Annotated in this window: 13 protein-coding genes; 7 read left to right on the forward strand and 6 right to left on the reverse strand. The window is 41.8% G+C overall.

Features of this window, described 5'->3' with window-relative positions:
* Window positions 1-138: 138 nt before the first annotated feature.
* On the reverse strand, window positions 139-1,500 hold the full coding sequence (locus tag NAF17_RS06115; RefSeq protein WP_252757091.1) for an OmpA family protein: 1,362 nt from the start codon (window positions 1,498-1,500) through the stop codon (window positions 139-141).
* Between the two features lie 544 nt (window positions 1,501-2,044).
* On the reverse strand, window positions 2,045-2,473 hold the full coding sequence (locus tag NAF17_RS06120; RefSeq protein ID WP_252757092.1) for an OsmC family protein: 429 nt from the start codon (window positions 2,471-2,473) through the stop codon (window positions 2,045-2,047).
* Window positions 2,474-2,563: 90 nt separating this feature from the next.
* Here NAF17_RS06120 and NAF17_RS06125 point away from each other — a divergent pair, with 90 nt between their 5' ends.
* Window positions 2,564-3,040, forward strand: a complete 477-nt coding sequence (locus NAF17_RS06125) for a hypothetical protein (protein WP_252757093.1) — start codon at window positions 2,564-2,566, stop codon at window positions 3,038-3,040.
* Here NAF17_RS06125 and NAF17_RS06130 read toward each other — a convergent pair.
* Complete coding sequence (locus NAF17_RS06130; RefSeq protein ID WP_252757094.1) at window positions 3,037-3,471, reverse strand: DinB family protein; 435 nt, start codon at window positions 3,469-3,471, stop codon at window positions 3,037-3,039. The genes NAF17_RS06125 and NAF17_RS06130 overlap by 4 nt on opposite strands.
* An 86-nt stretch (window positions 3,472-3,557) precedes the next feature.
* Between NAF17_RS06130 and NAF17_RS06135 the strand changes: the two genes are divergently transcribed.
* The 5 genes from NAF17_RS06135 to NAF17_RS06155 all read left to right on the forward strand — a co-directional run bounded on the left by NAF17_RS06135 (window position 3,558) and on the right by NAF17_RS06155 (window position 12,130).
* A complete protein-coding gene (locus tag NAF17_RS06135) occupies window positions 3,558-4,796 on the forward strand; it encodes a nucleoside recognition domain-containing protein (protein WP_252757095.1) in 1,239 nt (412 codons plus the stop codon).
* A gap of 176 nt (window positions 4,797-4,972) precedes the next feature.
* Window positions 4,973-10,198, forward strand: coding sequence for a PKD domain-containing protein (locus tag NAF17_RS06140; RefSeq protein ID WP_252757096.1), 5,226 nt, complete (start codon window positions 4,973-4,975; stop codon window positions 10,196-10,198).
* 6 nt (window positions 10,199-10,204) lie between these two features.
* Window positions 10,205-11,245: a PorP/SprF family type IX secretion system membrane protein gene (locus NAF17_RS06145; RefSeq protein ID WP_252757097.1), complete on the forward strand. Its 1,041-nt coding sequence runs from the start codon at window positions 10,205-10,207 to the stop codon at window positions 11,243-11,245.
* Between the two features lie 38 nt (window positions 11,246-11,283).
* Window positions 11,284-11,694 carry a hypothetical protein gene (locus tag NAF17_RS06150; protein ID WP_252757098.1) on the forward strand — a complete coding sequence of 137 codons (411 nt, stop codon included), beginning with the start codon at window positions 11,284-11,286 and terminating at the stop codon, window positions 11,692-11,694.
* 22 nt (window positions 11,695-11,716) lie between these two features.
* Window positions 11,717-12,130, forward strand: coding sequence for an OsmC family protein (locus NAF17_RS06155; RefSeq protein WP_252757099.1), 414 nt, complete (start codon window positions 11,717-11,719; stop codon window positions 12,128-12,130).
* Here NAF17_RS06155 and NAF17_RS06160 read toward each other — a convergent pair.
* Complete coding sequence (locus NAF17_RS06160; RefSeq protein ID WP_252757100.1) at window positions 12,127-12,744, reverse strand: TetR/AcrR family transcriptional regulator; 618 nt, start codon at window positions 12,742-12,744, stop codon at window positions 12,127-12,129. The two genes, NAF17_RS06155 and NAF17_RS06160, sit on opposite strands and share 4 nt — an antisense overlap.
* Before the next feature lie 94 nt (window positions 12,745-12,838).
* Window positions 12,839-13,324: a DUF4126 family protein gene (locus NAF17_RS06165; protein ID WP_252757101.1), complete on the reverse strand. Its 486-nt coding sequence runs from the start codon at window positions 13,322-13,324 to the stop codon at window positions 12,839-12,841.
* A gap of 134 nt (window positions 13,325-13,458) precedes the next feature.
* Here NAF17_RS06165 and NAF17_RS06170 point away from each other — a divergent pair, with 134 nt between their 5' ends.
* A complete protein-coding gene (locus NAF17_RS06170; protein ID WP_252757102.1) occupies window positions 13,459-13,995 on the forward strand; it encodes a hypothetical protein in 537 nt (178 codons plus the stop codon).
* Window positions 13,996-14,063: 68 nt separating this feature from the next.
* Here NAF17_RS06170 and NAF17_RS06175 read toward each other — a convergent pair whose 3' ends face one another.
* A complete protein-coding gene (locus tag NAF17_RS06175) occupies window positions 14,064-17,483 on the reverse strand; it encodes an efflux RND transporter permease subunit (RefSeq protein WP_252757103.1) in 3,420 nt (1,139 codons plus the stop codon).
* Between the last annotated feature and the right edge of the window lie 2 nt (window positions 17,484-17,485).

Genomic DNA, 17,485 nt, shown 5'->3' on the forward strand with positions numbered 1-17,485 from the left:
GAGGCAAATTAGAAAGAGCCAAAAATCAAGAAGTAAATTAAACAGCATATAACAACAAAAGAGCCGCCCCAAATGGAGCGGCTCTTTTTTACTTTAAGGTGTATTGATTCCCGACTCTTGTGGTCTTGGATTTATCCCTTAGTATAAAGTGAACTCTACCCGACGGTTTTGCTGACGGCCTGCTGCTGTTTTGTTAGTAGCAATTGGCTGGCTTTTACCGTAACCTGTAGCCTCGATGCGTGATGCGTTAGCACCTTTGCTTACAAGATAAGTTTTGATAGATTCTGCACGGTTTTTAGATAACCTTAAGTTTAAGGCATCAGAACCAGTGTTATCTGTGTGGCCTGCTAATTTCAAGCTGAAGTTTTTATCAGTTAATAAGCGTGCAACACGGTCTAAACTTGGGAATGATTTATTGCGGATAGTTGATTTACCCAAATCAAATTCAAGGTTGTTGATCGCGTCTTTAACAACACGTTTGTCTTCTTCGGTGATGTAAACAACCGGTTTAGCCAATGGGCAACCAGAACCATCAACCTTAGTACCTGCTGGTGTGTTAGGGCATTTATCGTTAATGTCTAATACACCGTCACCATCGCTATCAACAGTTAACTTAGCTAAGTTAGCGTTAGTAGTGTTCAGGTCATTACGTAACTGATCGTTTTTAGCTTTTTCTGCATCAATTTGTGCTTGTAATAAAGCTTTTGTTTGTGCATTTTGCCATACATACTCGGTACGCATTGAGTTTACCGGGTTGTAAGTAGCCATGTTAGGTGTTTTAGAACTTCCTAATAAGAACTCTAAACCTGCGTGAGCGTAAGAGAACCTGTCATTAGTATTACCTGCATTGTAACCATCAAAGTTATCTGATTGTACAAAGTTAACCTGGTAACCAAGATCTAAGTTTACGTTGCTACCTAAGTTGATTTTGAAACCTAAACCTACCGGTACAAAAAATTCATTGATTGAATTTTCGCCTGCGCCGTTAGTATATGCGGTTGTAACACCGGCAGCATTAGTAGTAGTGGTTTTATAATTCATATAACCCGCACCTGCAGTTAAGTAAGGCTGGATAGATGATTTAGCATGAAACCAACTGATATTACCTAAAGTAATATTTGTGCTTAAAGCACCAGACCAATTCATTTTAGTGTTAAAGCTTGTTGGTGTGCCTACACCGTCCTGGCCACGCTGACCGCTAACTTCACCACGAAGGAAATCTGCCTGTAAGCCAAATGTTGGTGTAAATTGTTTCTTGATGTAACCACCGTAACCAAACTCAGATTGTGGCTGGCGGAAATCCTGACGGCCATTTGCGCCAAAAATCGTGAAAGGTGTTAACAAACCACCGTGGATACCAATAGACCACGTTTTAACAGGGCCGCCAGAAAATGGCTTTACATAGTTTTGTGTATTAACCGAATCGGTTTGTGCGAACAAAGAGCTACCTGCAAGTAAACCTGTAAGCAGTAGGGATGCTTTTTTTAAATTTGTTTTCATGTTGTTAAAATTTGTATGTCCGCTAAACTGGATAACCGAACACATGGCACATACCAACATTAATGCCACTAAGTACTTTTAGTATTATAGGCTATATTTAAAAAATGAACTTGATTTATATAAAACACGAATAAAATGTTATGTAATAGCTGATTATACCGAAACTTCGACTGTTTAAATAAAAAGGTCAAGATGATCGTCGATAAAGTTTACAGGAGATATACAAGTGACCCCAAAAAGATACAATGCGGGCTTATTTAAGCCATAACCGCTATGGTATTAAATACAGTTAGTGCCCCGGTTTTGAGTAGTTGTTTATTAGATTAAGTTGTAGCGGCGCTTCGTGGGCATTTAAAAGGAGTATGCAGCGCACGTTAACATCAAAAAAAAGCGCTGCAGAATCTTAAGCATACACAGGCGTAAAACAGTGGGTTTGTTCCAGTCATCTGGAGATAAGGATGCAAGCAGTTCTACAAGCATCTTATCCAGTACCGGGAATAGTTTACGTTTGTATAAGTATCGCTCGCTTTCTGTATTAAAATAGTTATTCTGACGGATGGATTACTACTTTCCATTGAATATCAGCTGCAGCCTTGTAAAGCGTAGCAGCTACAGAGCAATATTTATTAAGCGATAAGTCAACAGCCTTTTTAGCCTTATCCTCATCCACATCGCCATAAATATGAAACTCAAGCGTGATGTTTTGCCAAAGCGAAGGTTCTTTACCTGCTTCGCGTTCACCGGTAATCACCATTTTATAATCGGTAACATCCTGGCGCTGTTTTTTTAGGATAGCAATAACATCAATGGCCGAGCATCCGCCCAAACCCATTAAAAGCATTTGCATGGGGCGTACGCCAAAGTTTTGGCCGCCACTTTCGGCACTGCTGTCCATACGTACGGTATGGCCATATTCGTCGGTGGCTTCAAAGCCGTAGTCGCCGCTAACGCGGGATATTTTTATAGTAGGCATGGTAATTTAATAATTATGCTAAGTTAGGCTTTTGGCAGAATATTAAAATACCAAAGCCATATATTCACGTTTATTACATAAAGTGCTAATATGAAAAAGCTATTGTTATCCATTATAATCTTTTGCTTCGCAACAGCAGGCTTCGCCCAGACTAACCTGATCTCATACGACGACCTGAATTACCTGCTATATAATATCATTAGCAAGGCCGATACCTTTTTTGTAGCAAAAGGCTATACGCTTACCAAAAAAGACGAGAAAAAGAATACCCGCAAATATGAACTGAAGATTCCGGGTGGTACTTATATTACCAATAGCATACGTGTGGATGGCAGACGGATGTATATCGAAATGGAAACCAATGAGTTGGGCCAGTATAACATGATTTACAATTCGGTATCGCAATATATCAATAAAGAAAGCAGCACCCCCGATGTACAAACCATTGTAGTGAAAGACCTCGGCACCATTTACATTATGGTAAACGATGCCGTGCCTTACAACCCTACCCGCCGCGAATACACGTTGAGGATAGTGGCTGATAAAGGTATCACCGCTTATAACTAATGCAGTTGGTTTAAATGATGCTGCATGTGCGCGACGTAATCTTCAGCCAAAAATGCTACGGTATTGAACGATGGCCCGTGGCGGCCGTTATCGCATTTTATATGGATGCGTTCCGGTGGGTAATTTTCCAATACCCTTACGATCTGGCGGTTTATCAATTCCCAAAGTTTTAACAGGTTTTCTGTATCCGCAATGCGATAATGTTGTGCCTGCACCCACTCTTCCTGAAAATAAATCAGCTTAAAACCTTCTTCATAAGTGCATCTTACAAAACGTTGCAGGTTGATTTGCGCGCTGTCGATGAGGTGGCCAATGATCTCTTTGGTTGTCCATTTAGTTTCGGGCGCATCATTATCCCAATTCACATCTGCTGCGCGATGGGATAAAAAATCATTAATAGCGTTATTCAGTGTAAGGGCGGTATCTTTCATCGCGAAGCAAATATTTGATTTTTAAATAGGTTTGAACGTGGAAAGTTATTCAAAAAAAATTAACTTCATGCCGTTAATTACATTCTATGGCCTTAAACTACATCTGGATAGCCTTTTTCCTGATTGCATTTGTAATTGCATTTTGCAAACTGGTTTTCCTGGGTGATACAGAAGCTTTTAAGCTTTTAGTTGATGGCATGTTCGATAGCTCAAAGGCTTCGGTGATGGATATTGCCCTGCCCCTGGCCGGTAATATGGTGTTGTGGCTGGGCATCCTTAACATTGGCGAAAAGGCAGGCGCCATGAATTTTCTGGCACGTATTGTAGGGCCTTTCCTAAGCCGCCTGTTCCCCGAAGTGCCAAAAAAACACCCAGCAACCGGGCAAATGATGATGAATTTTTCGGCCAACCTATTAGGGCTGGATAATGCCGCTACCCCGCTTGGCCTTAAGGCCATGAACAGTTTGCAAGAGCTTAACCCCAATAAAGAAACTGCCTCCAACGCGCAGATCATGTTTTTGGTGCTACATACATCAGGCCTGCAATTGTTGCCGGTAACCATTATTGCGCAGCGTTTTATCCTTCATGCCAAAAACCCTGCCGATGTTTTGATTCCTTGTATTATAGCTACCTACGTAGCCACCATTGTAGGGATGATAGCCGTGGCCATCAAACAAAAAATTAATCTGTTTGATAGGGTGATATTAACCTGGATTGGCGGGATGACGGCTTTTATACTTGCATTGGTTTGGTACTTTACCCAATACCTGGATAAAGAACAGATCACAACCGTATCTAAAGTATCCAGCAATCTGCTTATCTTTTTGATCCCTACTGTTTTTATTTTAGGGGCGCTTTATAAAAAGGTAAACGTATTTGAAAGTTTTATAGATGGTGCCAAAGGCGGCTTTGAGGTATCGGTTAAGATAATACCCTACCTTGTTGCCATGTTAGTTGCCATCAGCGTTTTCCGTAACAGTGGTGCATTAGAGTACCTGAACAGTGGCGTACGCTGGGCCGCTACGCAAGCCCATTTAGATACACGTTTTGTTGATGCCATGCCGGTAGCTTATATGAAGCCATTAAGTGGTTCTGGCTCAAAAGCCATGATGATAAACGTAATGCAAACTTACGGGCCGGATAGCTTTGCAGGCCGCTTAGGATCTGTATTTAATGGCTCTGCCGATACTACATTCTACATCGTAGCATTATACTTTGGTTCGGTAGGTATTAAGCGGTCTCGATACGCTATCCCGGCAGGCTTATTAGCCGATTTTGCAGGCGTTATCGCGGCCATATTTATATCGTATTTGTTTTTTGGTTAAACAATACTCGTAAGCCCCATTTCCGGTTTACATTATGTTCGATTCTGTTGTAACACGGCAGATTTTAATCCGTATAAAGGTGCAATAGACGAGAGTTTATAAGCATAGAAGCATTTAGATTTGCAATATTTCGGTTACTTGGGTGGTCTGTATTAATTGGTTTTGAATAGTGATTGATGGGTAAAAGTTTTACTAAACGTTTATTTCTTGTTATATTTTATCTATTGGTAATAGGTACCGCTTCGGCACAAACTATTACTGTGGGTGCTGTTGACCCTGGGCCATACGGGCGCGGGTCGAGTATAAGCGTACCCTTTACCATAACCAACTCATGTATTAGTAATCCGGCTAACCAATACAATCTTTATCTTTCAAATCCAACCGGCGCTTTTGGGGCAGGCGAATTATTAATTGGTTCTTATACAGGGTTCTACGCTACTTTTGTAAATGGTATTGTTCCGGCATCGGCAATAACAAGTGGTAACTATCGCGTACAAATAAGGTCAACCTTACCGTCGCCGGTTGTCGGCACATCGTCTCCGTTCAATGTTTCAGCTTCAACAGGTATAAAAGCAGGTGCTTCCTCAAATCAGATAAATCCGGCTGTAGACCCAGAGGTTTTCGGGTCTTGTGTAGGTACAAATAACAGATTATACACATTTACAAATACATCTGATAACGGTAACCCTGCAACCGCTACATTTTTTAATGAGTTAACACAGGCCAATGAAGGTACAATTCCAATTAACGGAGCTTTTCCGGCTAAATTGGCTAATTACACGGTCACTATAAAAACCATCTCTTTAGGAGGATTGGCTGGTACCAAATCGTATCAACTAATAAATAATGTAGCCAATAACAGCTTTACCATTACCGGGAACGGCAGTGTTTGTTTAGGTGCCGGTAGTACACTTGAATACAATGTTGATATAAATGGTAACAATGGCCTTCAAAAAAACTATCCGGGTTTAACCTACAGTATTAAATGGGGTGATAAAACTATCAGTACTTACACCCTTTGTGATATTGTTGCGGCTAACGGTAAAGTTAGCCATGCTTACACGTTATCGTCATGTGGTAACGTGGCAAATAATCAAAAAAACGTTTTTCAGATAGATATTCAGCCTACCAGTCCGTTTTGTAAAAATATTACTCAGCCGGTAACTACTTACGCTAAAGTTTTGGCACAGCCACAAAACAGGTTTACCGCGCCCGTTGCAGGTTGTTTGGGAAGCCAGGTGGTATTTATAAATAGCTCTATCCCGGGTGATGACCCTAACAGCACCACCACCGATTGCAGGAACATTGCTGCTACTTATACCTGGCTGGTTGATGGTGTGGTAATTGCTACAGGCAGGCCGCTTGCCCAACCATTCATACACACGTTTACCACAAGCGGTAACCACGATGTTACCCTGCGTTTTGAAAACACTAATGGCCTTTGTGATGCCGGCGACCTTACTCAACGGGTTTGTATCCAAAAATCGCCAATCCCAAATTTTACCATACCAGCAACCTATTGCATTTCCACAGGCCCGTTAGCGCCTGTTAATACATCTGTTGTTGATGAAGTTTGTAATACAAACACAACATACACCTGGAACCTGGTTGGTGGCCCCGCTACCGGGGTTACCTTTGCTGCTAATGCTAAAACACCCAATTTTAATTTCACCCAGATTGGTGTTTACCAGTTTAGGCTTGATATAACTACCCTTAGCTGTGGCACGGTTACCGGCCCTACGCAAACCGTTGTAGTTAACGATGTCCCCACGGCAGTTTTATCACCTGATGCCAACCAATGCGGTAAAGGCGTAACCTTAAGTTTTGACCCCACAGCCGGTTCTACCAAAGCAACTTTAACCGGCACTGCCCAGCCTTTAGCTACAACTTATGTATGGACAGTTACAAGTGCAGCCGGTGGTACTTTTGCTTTTGCAAACGGCTCTACAGCAAATAGCCAATATCCAAGCATCACCTTTAACGATTACGATATATATACGGTTACTGCAACACATACCAATGGTTGCGGCTCCCCGGCGAGCAATTCGCAAAAGCTAACTTTTGTTGCCGCGCCAACTGTATCGGCCGGGCCTCCTCAAAGTAATATCTGTGAGGGCACCCCTGTAATTTTAAACGGCACGCCTGGAGTTGGCGGACTGGTAACGGCTGTTAAATGGACAAGCCCGACCGGGGGAGTTTTCTCAGCACCAAATTCACCAAATACAACTTACACCCCAACCATCGCCGATATAAATGCCGGGCAGGTTCTATTAACTTATACTGCAACTACATCGCTTGCAAATCCTTGTAATCAAATAACAAGTACTGTATTAATTACCATTGTTAAAAAAGCCACAGTAACCAGTGTAAATACACAATCAGTTTGTAGCGGGTCGCAATTCACTTATAATATTACGTCGGCTAACCCGGCAACAACTTTCAGCTGGGCGGCATCCTTAACATCTGGTACAGCAAGCGGCTTTAACGCAACAGGCAGCGGTGCTACCATAAATGACATTATTACCAATAATACCAATGCCAACGCGGTTGTAACGTACACCATTACGCCAACGCTTAATGGTTGCCCGGGTACGCCATTCCAGTTAACACTTACGGTTGGGCCACTGTCAATAGTTACCGCAACTGCAGTTAGCACCGAGATCTGCAGCAACCAGCCTGCAAATATTTCACTTTCCGGTAGCATCCCGGGTACAACTTACACCTGGACAAGTACTGCTGATACGAGCATTACCGGGAACATTGACCAGACAATACCTTTTGCGGCGACAAGTATACAAGATGTATTGGTTAACAATTCTGCATTACCTGGCACGGTTACTTATACAATTACACCCTACAACGGAACTTGCCCGGGTGTATCCAAGCAAGTGGTTATAACTGTAAAACCATTACCAAAACCATCATTGCCCGGCCCCGATGACCGTATTTGTGCGCAAATTTTTTACAAATTCAATGCTAACGACCCATCACCCGGGATGGGTAAATGGCGGTTAACCTCGCCTCAAACAGGGGTTACATTTGATGATGATACAAAACCAAATACAACTGCGCGGGGGTTAGTACCGGGCCAAACCTATACCTTCGGCTGGGCTATCACAGCTGCCGCTACCTGCCCGTCAAATGAAGCTTTTGTAACGATAACAGATGATTTGCAAACCGTGCCGGGTATAACTACCGGTGCAACGGCTGTATGTGCAGGAAGTAACAGTGGTACTGTTCTTTTACAGGGATATGTGGGTAATATTTTAAGATGGGAACAGTCGATAGATGGGGGTGTAAACTGGACAACAACTAATCCTAATAACACAGCGTCTACCCAAACTTATTCAAATTTAACGCGAACCACACAATACAGGGCTATAGTGCAAAGCGGTTTATGTGTGCCCCCGCTTGCATCAACTGCAACTACTATTACAGTAAACCAACCGCCTGTAATGCCCGATGCCGGCCCGCCTCAAACACCGTGTAATGTAACCTTTGTAAATTTACATGCTAATAGCCCGTTGCCGTTTACCGGTACCTGGACATTAGAAGGCCCACCTATACCGGGCGTAGTAATTGCCGACCCATCAAACCCACAAACAAGGGTTACCGGATTGATAGGTGGTACTAATTACATCTTCCGCTGGACGATAAACGGCGCGCTGCCTTGTAATAGCCCATTTGCATTAGTTACTATTACCGATCTGCCGGATGTACCGCCAAGCTTTACACAAACTAAAGTTACAGACTGCGGGCCAACAACTATACAATTTACCAATACATCTCCAAATTTTCCCGGAGTTGTTTACGCATGGGATTTTGGCGACGGTTCACCGGTTAGTAACGACGTGAGCCCCTCTCATCTATTTTCACCAGAACCATCCGGCAAAGACATTACTTACATTGTTAAATTAACTACTACAATAAACTGTACAGCCCAGCCACCTCATACACAAAAAATAATCATACATCCTGCCACCCCAACACCACGTATTTTCCCTGACAACACATCCGGCTGTGGTAACTTTATACTTACCTTAGAAAATACATCAAGGGCCAACTATGTAAAATTCAGATACGTATTGCTTGACGAAAATGGAAATGTAATGCAGGAAAGATTAACGACAGATTCGGCCTATCATGCACAGTTTAACATTTCCGCACCAATAAACCCTAAAACGTATAAAGTTAAGCTGATTGTAATAGATTTTTGTGGTAATACCGGCGAATCTCCCGCTATCGATATCAAGGCATCACCAATAAATATTAAGTCGGGTATGTTTGTTACCGATTACAATAACAAATGTTTCCCGGTAAACGTAAATCTGCATAACAATTCAACAGGCGGAGATAAATTCAGGTTCACAATAACTAATACGAACGGCGATATTTTCCCTCCGATAGATGTTGGTTTAGATGGTGTTATCCCTTATAAATTCCCTAAGCCGGGCATATATTACATATCAATGCTTGCAGAGAATAATTGCGGCCCCGCACCGGCAACAAATCCAAACGATTGGAGAATAGAGGTCTTCGAAAGACCACATCCTAATTTTACGGTGAATACCCCGAGTGGTGGTTGTGGCAATTTAGATGTTACTTTCACTAACACCACAATTTCTGATGCTGCGAGTCCTTCAATATCTTTAGCCTACAATTGGGATTTTGGCGATGGAAGTATTATAGGACATGATTTTACTGGATTCATACATCAATACGTAGCGGCAGGCACTTATACAGTTACGTTAACCGCCATTAATACTACGACAGGATGCTCTGACGTGATCACCAAAACAAATGTGGTTACCGTATTTCCTAAACCCGAGGCAGACTTTACTGCAAGCCCGGGCTTTACTACTGCAATACCTAACTACCGCTTTACGTTTACGGATGCAACTAAATTTAGCAAATCTGTACAATGGAACTGGACCTTCGGCGATGGACAAACAGCTACCGGCCGCAACGTTAATCATACTTATGGCGACGTAGGCAAATTTGATGTAACATTAAATATTACTGATGAAAAAGGTTGTACCAGCACTATTAAACATCAAGTAGAAATTACCGGTATACCCGGCTTCTTATACCTCCCAAATGCATTCCAGCCAAGTAATGGGGCAACAGATCTGCAAAAGTTTACGGCTAAAGGATCGGGCATTGCCAAATGGCAGCTGCAAATATTTAACAATTGGGGCCAGCTAATATGGCAAACCACTACCCTGGGCGGTAACGGGCAACCTGTAGAAGGCTGGGACGGCGCATTTAAAGGTGCGCCTGTGCAGCAGGGTGTTTATATATGGCAGGCTTCAGCCACATTTATTAACGGCACCGAGTGGAAAGGAATGTCGTACAACGGTTCGCTGCCTAAACGGAGCGGCTATATACATTTAATTAGATAAGTGAGCATGATGGGAACGGCTAAATATTACCTTTTACTTTTAATAGTGGCGTTGCTTTTGTGCTTTACGGCATCGGCACAAGATCATATGTACTCGCAATTTTTTAATTCGCCCATTTATCTTAACCCGGCTTTGAACGGCCAGTTCCAGGGCGATCTGCGCATGAACCTGATTTACCGTAACCAATATACATCCATACCGGGCAGCCTCTCTTATTTGTCGGCATCTATTGATTATAAAGTACCCGAGTTTGGCGGGGGCCTGGGTTTAATATTTACCCGCAACAGCGAAGGCTCGGCTTATCTGAATAAGAACAATATCGCCGGGATATATTCATACAGTGTAGGATCCGAAGACTTTGTACTGTCGTTTGGTTTACAGGCGGGAATAACCAACCGTTCGGTGGATTTTAGCAAGCTTGCCTTTGGCGACCAGATAGACCCACGCTTAGGTTACGACCCAAGTGTACCTACCGGCGCAGACAGGCCCGAGTTTAATAACAAGTTCTTTTTTGATTCGGGCGCAGGCATCAATTTAACATTAAAAAACTTTAACATAGGGGGTGCAGTACAGCACATTAACCGCCCTAACGAGTCATTTACCGGTACGCCATCAAAATTACCAATGAGAGAAACGTTACATGCCAGTTTTAGATATAACCTCACACGCGATGATAATATAGACGATGATGATAAATCGTACATCATCCCATCAGTAGTAATTTATAAACAGGCGCAGGCGCAATCTATCAGCGCGGGTATGCAATACAAACGCCGCAGTATAAATGTAGGCGCGTGGTACCGCAGCGGCGGCTCAGGCGGGCCAAGCGCATTTGTGGTATCGCTAATTTTTGACCTGTTTATTAATAAAGAAGGTGGCGAAAAAGTACGCTTCGGCGTAAGCCATGATGTACCTGCCGGAGGTTTAAATTACAGCAATACCAGTGGCACAACAGAAGGCAGCATTGGGTATGAAACTACCCTGCCCTCACGGTCTGGCGGCGAACATAAGTTTTTTGGCGCAAGCCGTTGTTATGATTTTTATTGATTCATTATTTTTTATATTTTTATACGATATAATATCTCATGGCTAAAAATTACCTAAATGACAAAGTAGTTAAGAAAAACTCGGCTACCAAGGCAGGATGGTTAATTTTGGTTTTTGTACTGATTTTTGCCGCTTTGCTGGCTAAATTCGCATTGTCTGGTACTGTAAACAATTTTAGCGGTTTACCTGACAGCGACCTGGCTTATAACGTTGCCAAGCAATATATACTACCTACAACGCTTTCAAGAAATGTTAAATTTTCAGATTCCGATTATAAATTTGCCAAAAAATCCGACTCGGTTTACGTGATAAAGTCCTTTTACACAATTAAAGACAACGACGGTGAAAGTTTACGAACCGATTTTACTATCGAACTTAAATACAATGGTGGTGCAGGTGCAAGAAAGGACAACTGGTCATTAATTAATTTGAACCAGGATAGTAGGTAAAATCATTATAAAGTTTATTGGTATGGAAGCCGAAAACGAATTTGTACTTAGCGGGCAGGCCCGCATTGCTCATACGCAATACCAAACTATTGTTACAAGCGATAACCATACGATAATTGCTGATGAGCCAGTGGATATTGGGGGCACAAACACTGGTATGTCGCCATATAATTTATTGCTTGCCAGCCTGGCCAGTTGTACCGCAATAACTTTGCGGATGTACATCAACCGTAAAATGTGGGTAGTGGATGAGATAACAGTTGATCTTGATCTGTTTAAAAGTCAAAGCGGGATAATGGTAGAAAGTAAGCTAACTTTTAAAGGTGAACTAAACGATGAACAGCAAAAGCGCTTAATAAGAATTGCAGATGCCTGCCCCATCCATAAAATACTGGCTGGCAATATTGCAATAAACACAAGTTTAAAGGAAGCCTAACGTAAGCCTTTAACAAATATATCTATCAGCAACAGGCGCTTGTTGTGGATCTCTTCTAAATCTTCGCGATGGGGAAAGTTTAATTTTTTTTGTGGAAGCGCACCACCTACTTTAATGCCGTGTAAGGCATCTAAAAACACCTCCACCACTTCTATTGGGTTAGTTATAGGTGCAATATTACCTTTTTCGGTTTCAGATTGTATGGCGTTAGCTAAAAGCTTTATTTCGGCATTCCTGATGTGGCCTACGGTTTCCCAGATGGTATCGGGAAGGTTTTGTTCGTTCAGGCGGAAATAGTCGAAGAAGTTATAGTTATTCACGATAAAATCGTGATGGGTGTTCACCTGAAAAAGAAACGCATCACGCAGGTCATCAAAATGGCCAAACTTATCTTGCAGGTGTTTCAGGTAGTCTGAGGCCAATTTACGCATAACAGCCATGTACAATTCACTCTTATCGGGGAAGTAATAATAAAGCAATGCTTTAGACATGGAAAGATCACCTGCAATTTCGTTCATAGTGGTTTTTGAATAGCCATAATGAAGAAAACGCTGGTGCGATGCCTCTAATATTTTTTCGCGTTTTATATCTTGCTGATCGTTAGCTGCGCTCATTTGTTTAAAGTTGTCCTGACTTTTTTAACAAAAATATCAAATTGCCAGCCAAAACAGCACAATAATTAAAAAAGATGAAATTTACATGAAATTGTTATAGTTGTTTTGCCAATGCTGTACCCGCACTTATTACAATTGCATCCTCTAAAGCACCAATTGCCATATCTGGTATCCCTGTGCGTTTGCCAAGGCTTAAGCGTAAAAACATACAGCCAAATGCCGAGCCAATTGCTGCTGCCCCGCCTATTATTGCACCAATAAAAGGCTGCCTGTGATTAGCTTTAAAAATAATTGCTCCACATAATGCCCCTGACGCAAAACGGCCGATTAAGCCACCCGCTGCTGTGCGTTTAGGCGCAAATTGCATTTTATCGCCTACCAACTCCCCTGCCCCCAAAACCTTAAAAACTTTTGAAGTAGTAATATTCTGCATAAAAGCATAGGGCGTTTTTTTTAAATATTTTGAGGGATGCCGGCTGTATACATGACTGAGCACAACAGGTGCCGCAAAAGTACGCATGCCTGCAAGTACACCAAGTGCTGCTGCCTGGCCAAAGGCCCTCGTTGGTTTAAGGTTCATAGTTTATTTATTTTTATGATAGATGTGCAATAACCATTCCTAAATATAAATCACCCATTAAGTGTAGTTTAAGTTAAAAAATATAAATCAATAATTAAAGAAAGTTGTTAATACTCTTAACAAACTAACTAAACATGAAACTAAACGAAGATAATTCATTAGGCGCATTAGGTGCCGCCATAGGTAAAGGCCTGCTGGCCGGTATTGCCGCTACCGCCGCCATGACGCTGTCACAGATGATAGAAATGAAAATCACTAAACGCAAACCCAGCAATGCAACTGTTAAGGTAGCTGAAGACACAGCAGGCATTAAACCGGCAACTAAGGAAGACGAGCAAAAGTTATCGCAGGAACTGCACTGGGGTTACGGCACTGCCTGGGGAGTTGCCCGCGGTATAATTGGTTTAACAGGTTTAAAAGGCCTGCCTGCTACATTGGTACACTTTGGCGCGGTATGGGGGACGGCTTTGATTATGCTGCCTAAGCACAATGCCGCCAAACCAATTAACGAACAAAAACCACAGGAAATAGCTATTGATGTTTTACACCATGGCGTATATGCTATTACCGCCGGACTGGTTTATGACGCACTTGACGCCGGCAGCAGGCGGGAACTAAAAGTAAGAAAAATATTAGCTTCGTTAAAAGGGCTTAAACACCGTTTAAAGTAATAAACGTGTATAACAAAAGGGCCGCATAGTTAAACTATACGGCTCTTTGCATTTATTGATGTTTTGAATTATGCTTTGGTTATTTCCAGTTTTGGTTTTTCAACTTTATCTTTTTTATTACCAAAGAAGTAGTTTTTCATGTTTACACGAATAATGTACATGCATGGAACCAGGATCAGGGTAATTACAGTTGCAAAACCAAGGCCAAAGATCATTGTCCATGCTAACGGGCCCCAGAAGGCTACGTTGTCACCACCAAAGTGAATATGTGGTTTGCCCTGCGTAAATAAGCCCACAAAATCGATATTGAAACCTACAGCCAATGGTATTAAACCAAGTATAGCTGCGGTCGCGGTTAATAATACAGGCGTCATACGTGTATGGCCTGCTTCTACAACTGCATCGTGCAGGTTAGCGCCCTGTTCTATCAGCATATCGGTAAACTCTACCAGTAATATACCGTTACGCACCACTACACCTGCAAGGGCTATGATACCTACACCTGTCATTACGATGGCCATGGTCATACCAAATATTGCCGTGCCCAATAATACACCAATTATACTGAACAAGATCTCGCTAATAATGATGAACGTTTTACCTACTGAGTTAAACTGGATCATCAGAATGATTAGGATCAAACCAAATGATGTTGCCATTGCACCTACGAGAAATGTTACTGCCTCCTTCTGATCTTCCTGACCACCCCCCTGTCGGATAATGATATCGTCAGATTTTTTGAAATTGCCTATCGCTTTCAAAATACTGGCGTTTACATCATTAGTGTTATATGGTTTTATAACACTCGAACCCAGGGTTAAAACCCTACGCTGTTGTTTACGCTTAATGTTACTATAGGTATTAGTATAACTAACATCTGTAAAGGCTGATATAGGCACCTGGCGTATTGCTCCACCGCTAGCTAAATCGCGATAAGTGATCTTTAAGTTTCGCAACTCATCAATATTACCACGTTGTTGCTCGTTGGCCCTAACCATTATTTTGTAATCATCCTCTTTAGTGTTACGGTAATCGCCCGCCTTTTTACCAAATATCGAAGTGAATAATACGTCGGTTATTTGCCCGCTGTTTATACCCTCGCGGTTTGCACGCTCGCGGTTTACATTAAACACAATTTCCGGTTTGTCATTCTGTACATCTGCAACAAGGTTCTCAATACCGGCAATGTTTTGTTTTACCAAGTAAGTTTTTAAACGATTACTTGTTTTCACTAACGAATCCAGGTTATCACCTATCAACTCTATACTAATATCTTTTTGAACCGGGGGGCCGCTGTTTTCTTGTGCTACAGATATTTTGGCGCCAGGTACACCTTGTACCGAACTGCGGATCTTCTTCAAGATCTCTTTAGTATCCTTACCCTCGCGTTTACCAAACTCAACAAAAGCAACCGTAATCTTACCCTTGTTCTGGTAATCGCCCTGGTCTTCATCGGTTGGGTCGGTTACGCCTTTGGTAACGTTTGATATAATTGACGATACAACGTTTTTATCGCTTTCTACCACTTTAGCAACGCGTTTTTCAAGCTGTTTGGTTACTTCGTTTGTAGTAGCCTGGTCTGTACCAATAGGCATAGTGATGTATACGTATGCAAAGTTTGGATCGCCGGCCGGGAAAAACTCGGGCGTTTTACCTATCGTGGCTGTTAAAACTATCGACACTATGAACAGTACAAATGTACCTGCCAGCATGGTAATTGGCCGTTGTACCGCCTTTTCCAGCCATTTGGCATACCAATTTTGGAAACGTGGCCAAATGTTTGACTGGAACTTGTCTATCACCTTTAACAGGAAAAAGTGGTTTATCAGGTACAACACAATAATTAGCGCCATAAAATTACCGATACCAAAATTGATAAGGTAGCCAATTACAGTTGCACCGGACAGATAAATTAAAGCACGTTTGGTAGGTTTATCAAGTTTTGGATTATCGTGCTCTCCTTCTACATGGGGTTTCATAAAATCAACCGCGAATACCGGGTTCATGATATATGCTACAACCAATGATGCTAATAATGTTATAATTAGCGTAATAGGCAGGAAGAACATAAAGTGCCCTATCAAACTGTTCCAGAAAGCCAAAGGCACAAATGGCGCAAGGGTTGTCATGGTACCAGAAAATACTGGCAGGAATACCTCACCCGCCGCTATTTTAGCAGCCTCTTTAATGGGTACTTTTCCGTTAGCAAAAATACGGTGCGTGTTTTCTATTACCACAATGGCATCATCCACCACAATACCTAATGCTAACAAGAACGAGAAGAGCACGATCATATTAAGCGTAAAGCCTATGGCCGGCATTATAAGGAACGCGATAAAACATGATAACGGTACCGATAGCGCCACAAATATGGCGTTGGTAGTCCCCATGAAAAACATCAGGATAACCGTTACCAGTATAAAACCAATAATGATGGTATTGATCAGGTCATTAAGGGTTGTTCGGGTTTTATCAGACTGATCTCCCGTTACAGTAATATTTAAACCTTTAGGAAAAACTGTTTTTTGTTTAACCTTTATCAGCTCGTTTATCTTGTCTGATGCCTCAATGAGGTTTTCACCGGCTCTTTTACTAACGTTTAGTGTAATTACATTTTTAAACACATTGCTGTTTGGCGTCTTTAAACGTGCGTAACTTTCCTGCTCTAAAAACGCGTCTTTAATTTCCGCGATATCTCTTAAGTAAACTGCCTGGCCTTTTGGGTTACGAATAACCATTTCAGAAACCTCATCGGCATTCTTAAAATCCTGTTTTATATCAATACTGCGGCGTACACCATCAGTTTTAATGGTACCGGCAGATGACAGGATATTTTCTCTACCAACAGCATTTACGATATCGTCATAACCTATTTGTGCCGCCGTCATTTTATTCATATCAATATTGATCTGAATTTCGGGCGTTAGCGCACCAACCTCATCAACTTTAGAGATCTCTTTGTAACCTTCTATCTCATCTTTTAAAAGATCGGCGTATTCCTTTAATTTTTTAAGGTCGTAATCACCGGAAATATTGATATAAAGAATTGGAAGATCGGCAACGTTAATATCAGATATCACCGATTCTTTTAAGTTAACATCGCCCTGCGGCAAATCTTGTTTAGCCTTATCAACAGCGTCTTTAACATCTATTTTAGCATCCTTTATTTTGATGTTTGCCTGGAACTCCGCCGTAATAATAGATACGTTTTGTACCGAGTTTGAAGTAACCTTCTTTAACCCTTTTAAAGATTTTAGCTGTTTCTCCAACTGCCTGGTTATCAAATTCTCCACGTTTTGTGCAGACTGGCCGCCCCATGCAGTTGTAATAAACACTTTTGATTGCGCAATATCAGGGAAATTCTCTTTTGGTAAGCTGTTGTAGCTTATAAGCCCTAATATTGTGATCAAAAATATGAGCACGTATATGGCGGTTTTATTATCGATGGCCCAGCTTGAAGGGCCAAATTCTTTTTTAAGATCTTTCATAT

Origin of the sequence: Mucilaginibacter aurantiaciroseus, assembly GCF_024055595.1 — a bacterium.
Classification (GTDB): Bacteria; Bacteroidota; Bacteroidia; order Sphingobacteriales; family Sphingobacteriaceae; genus Mucilaginibacter; species Mucilaginibacter aurantiaciroseus.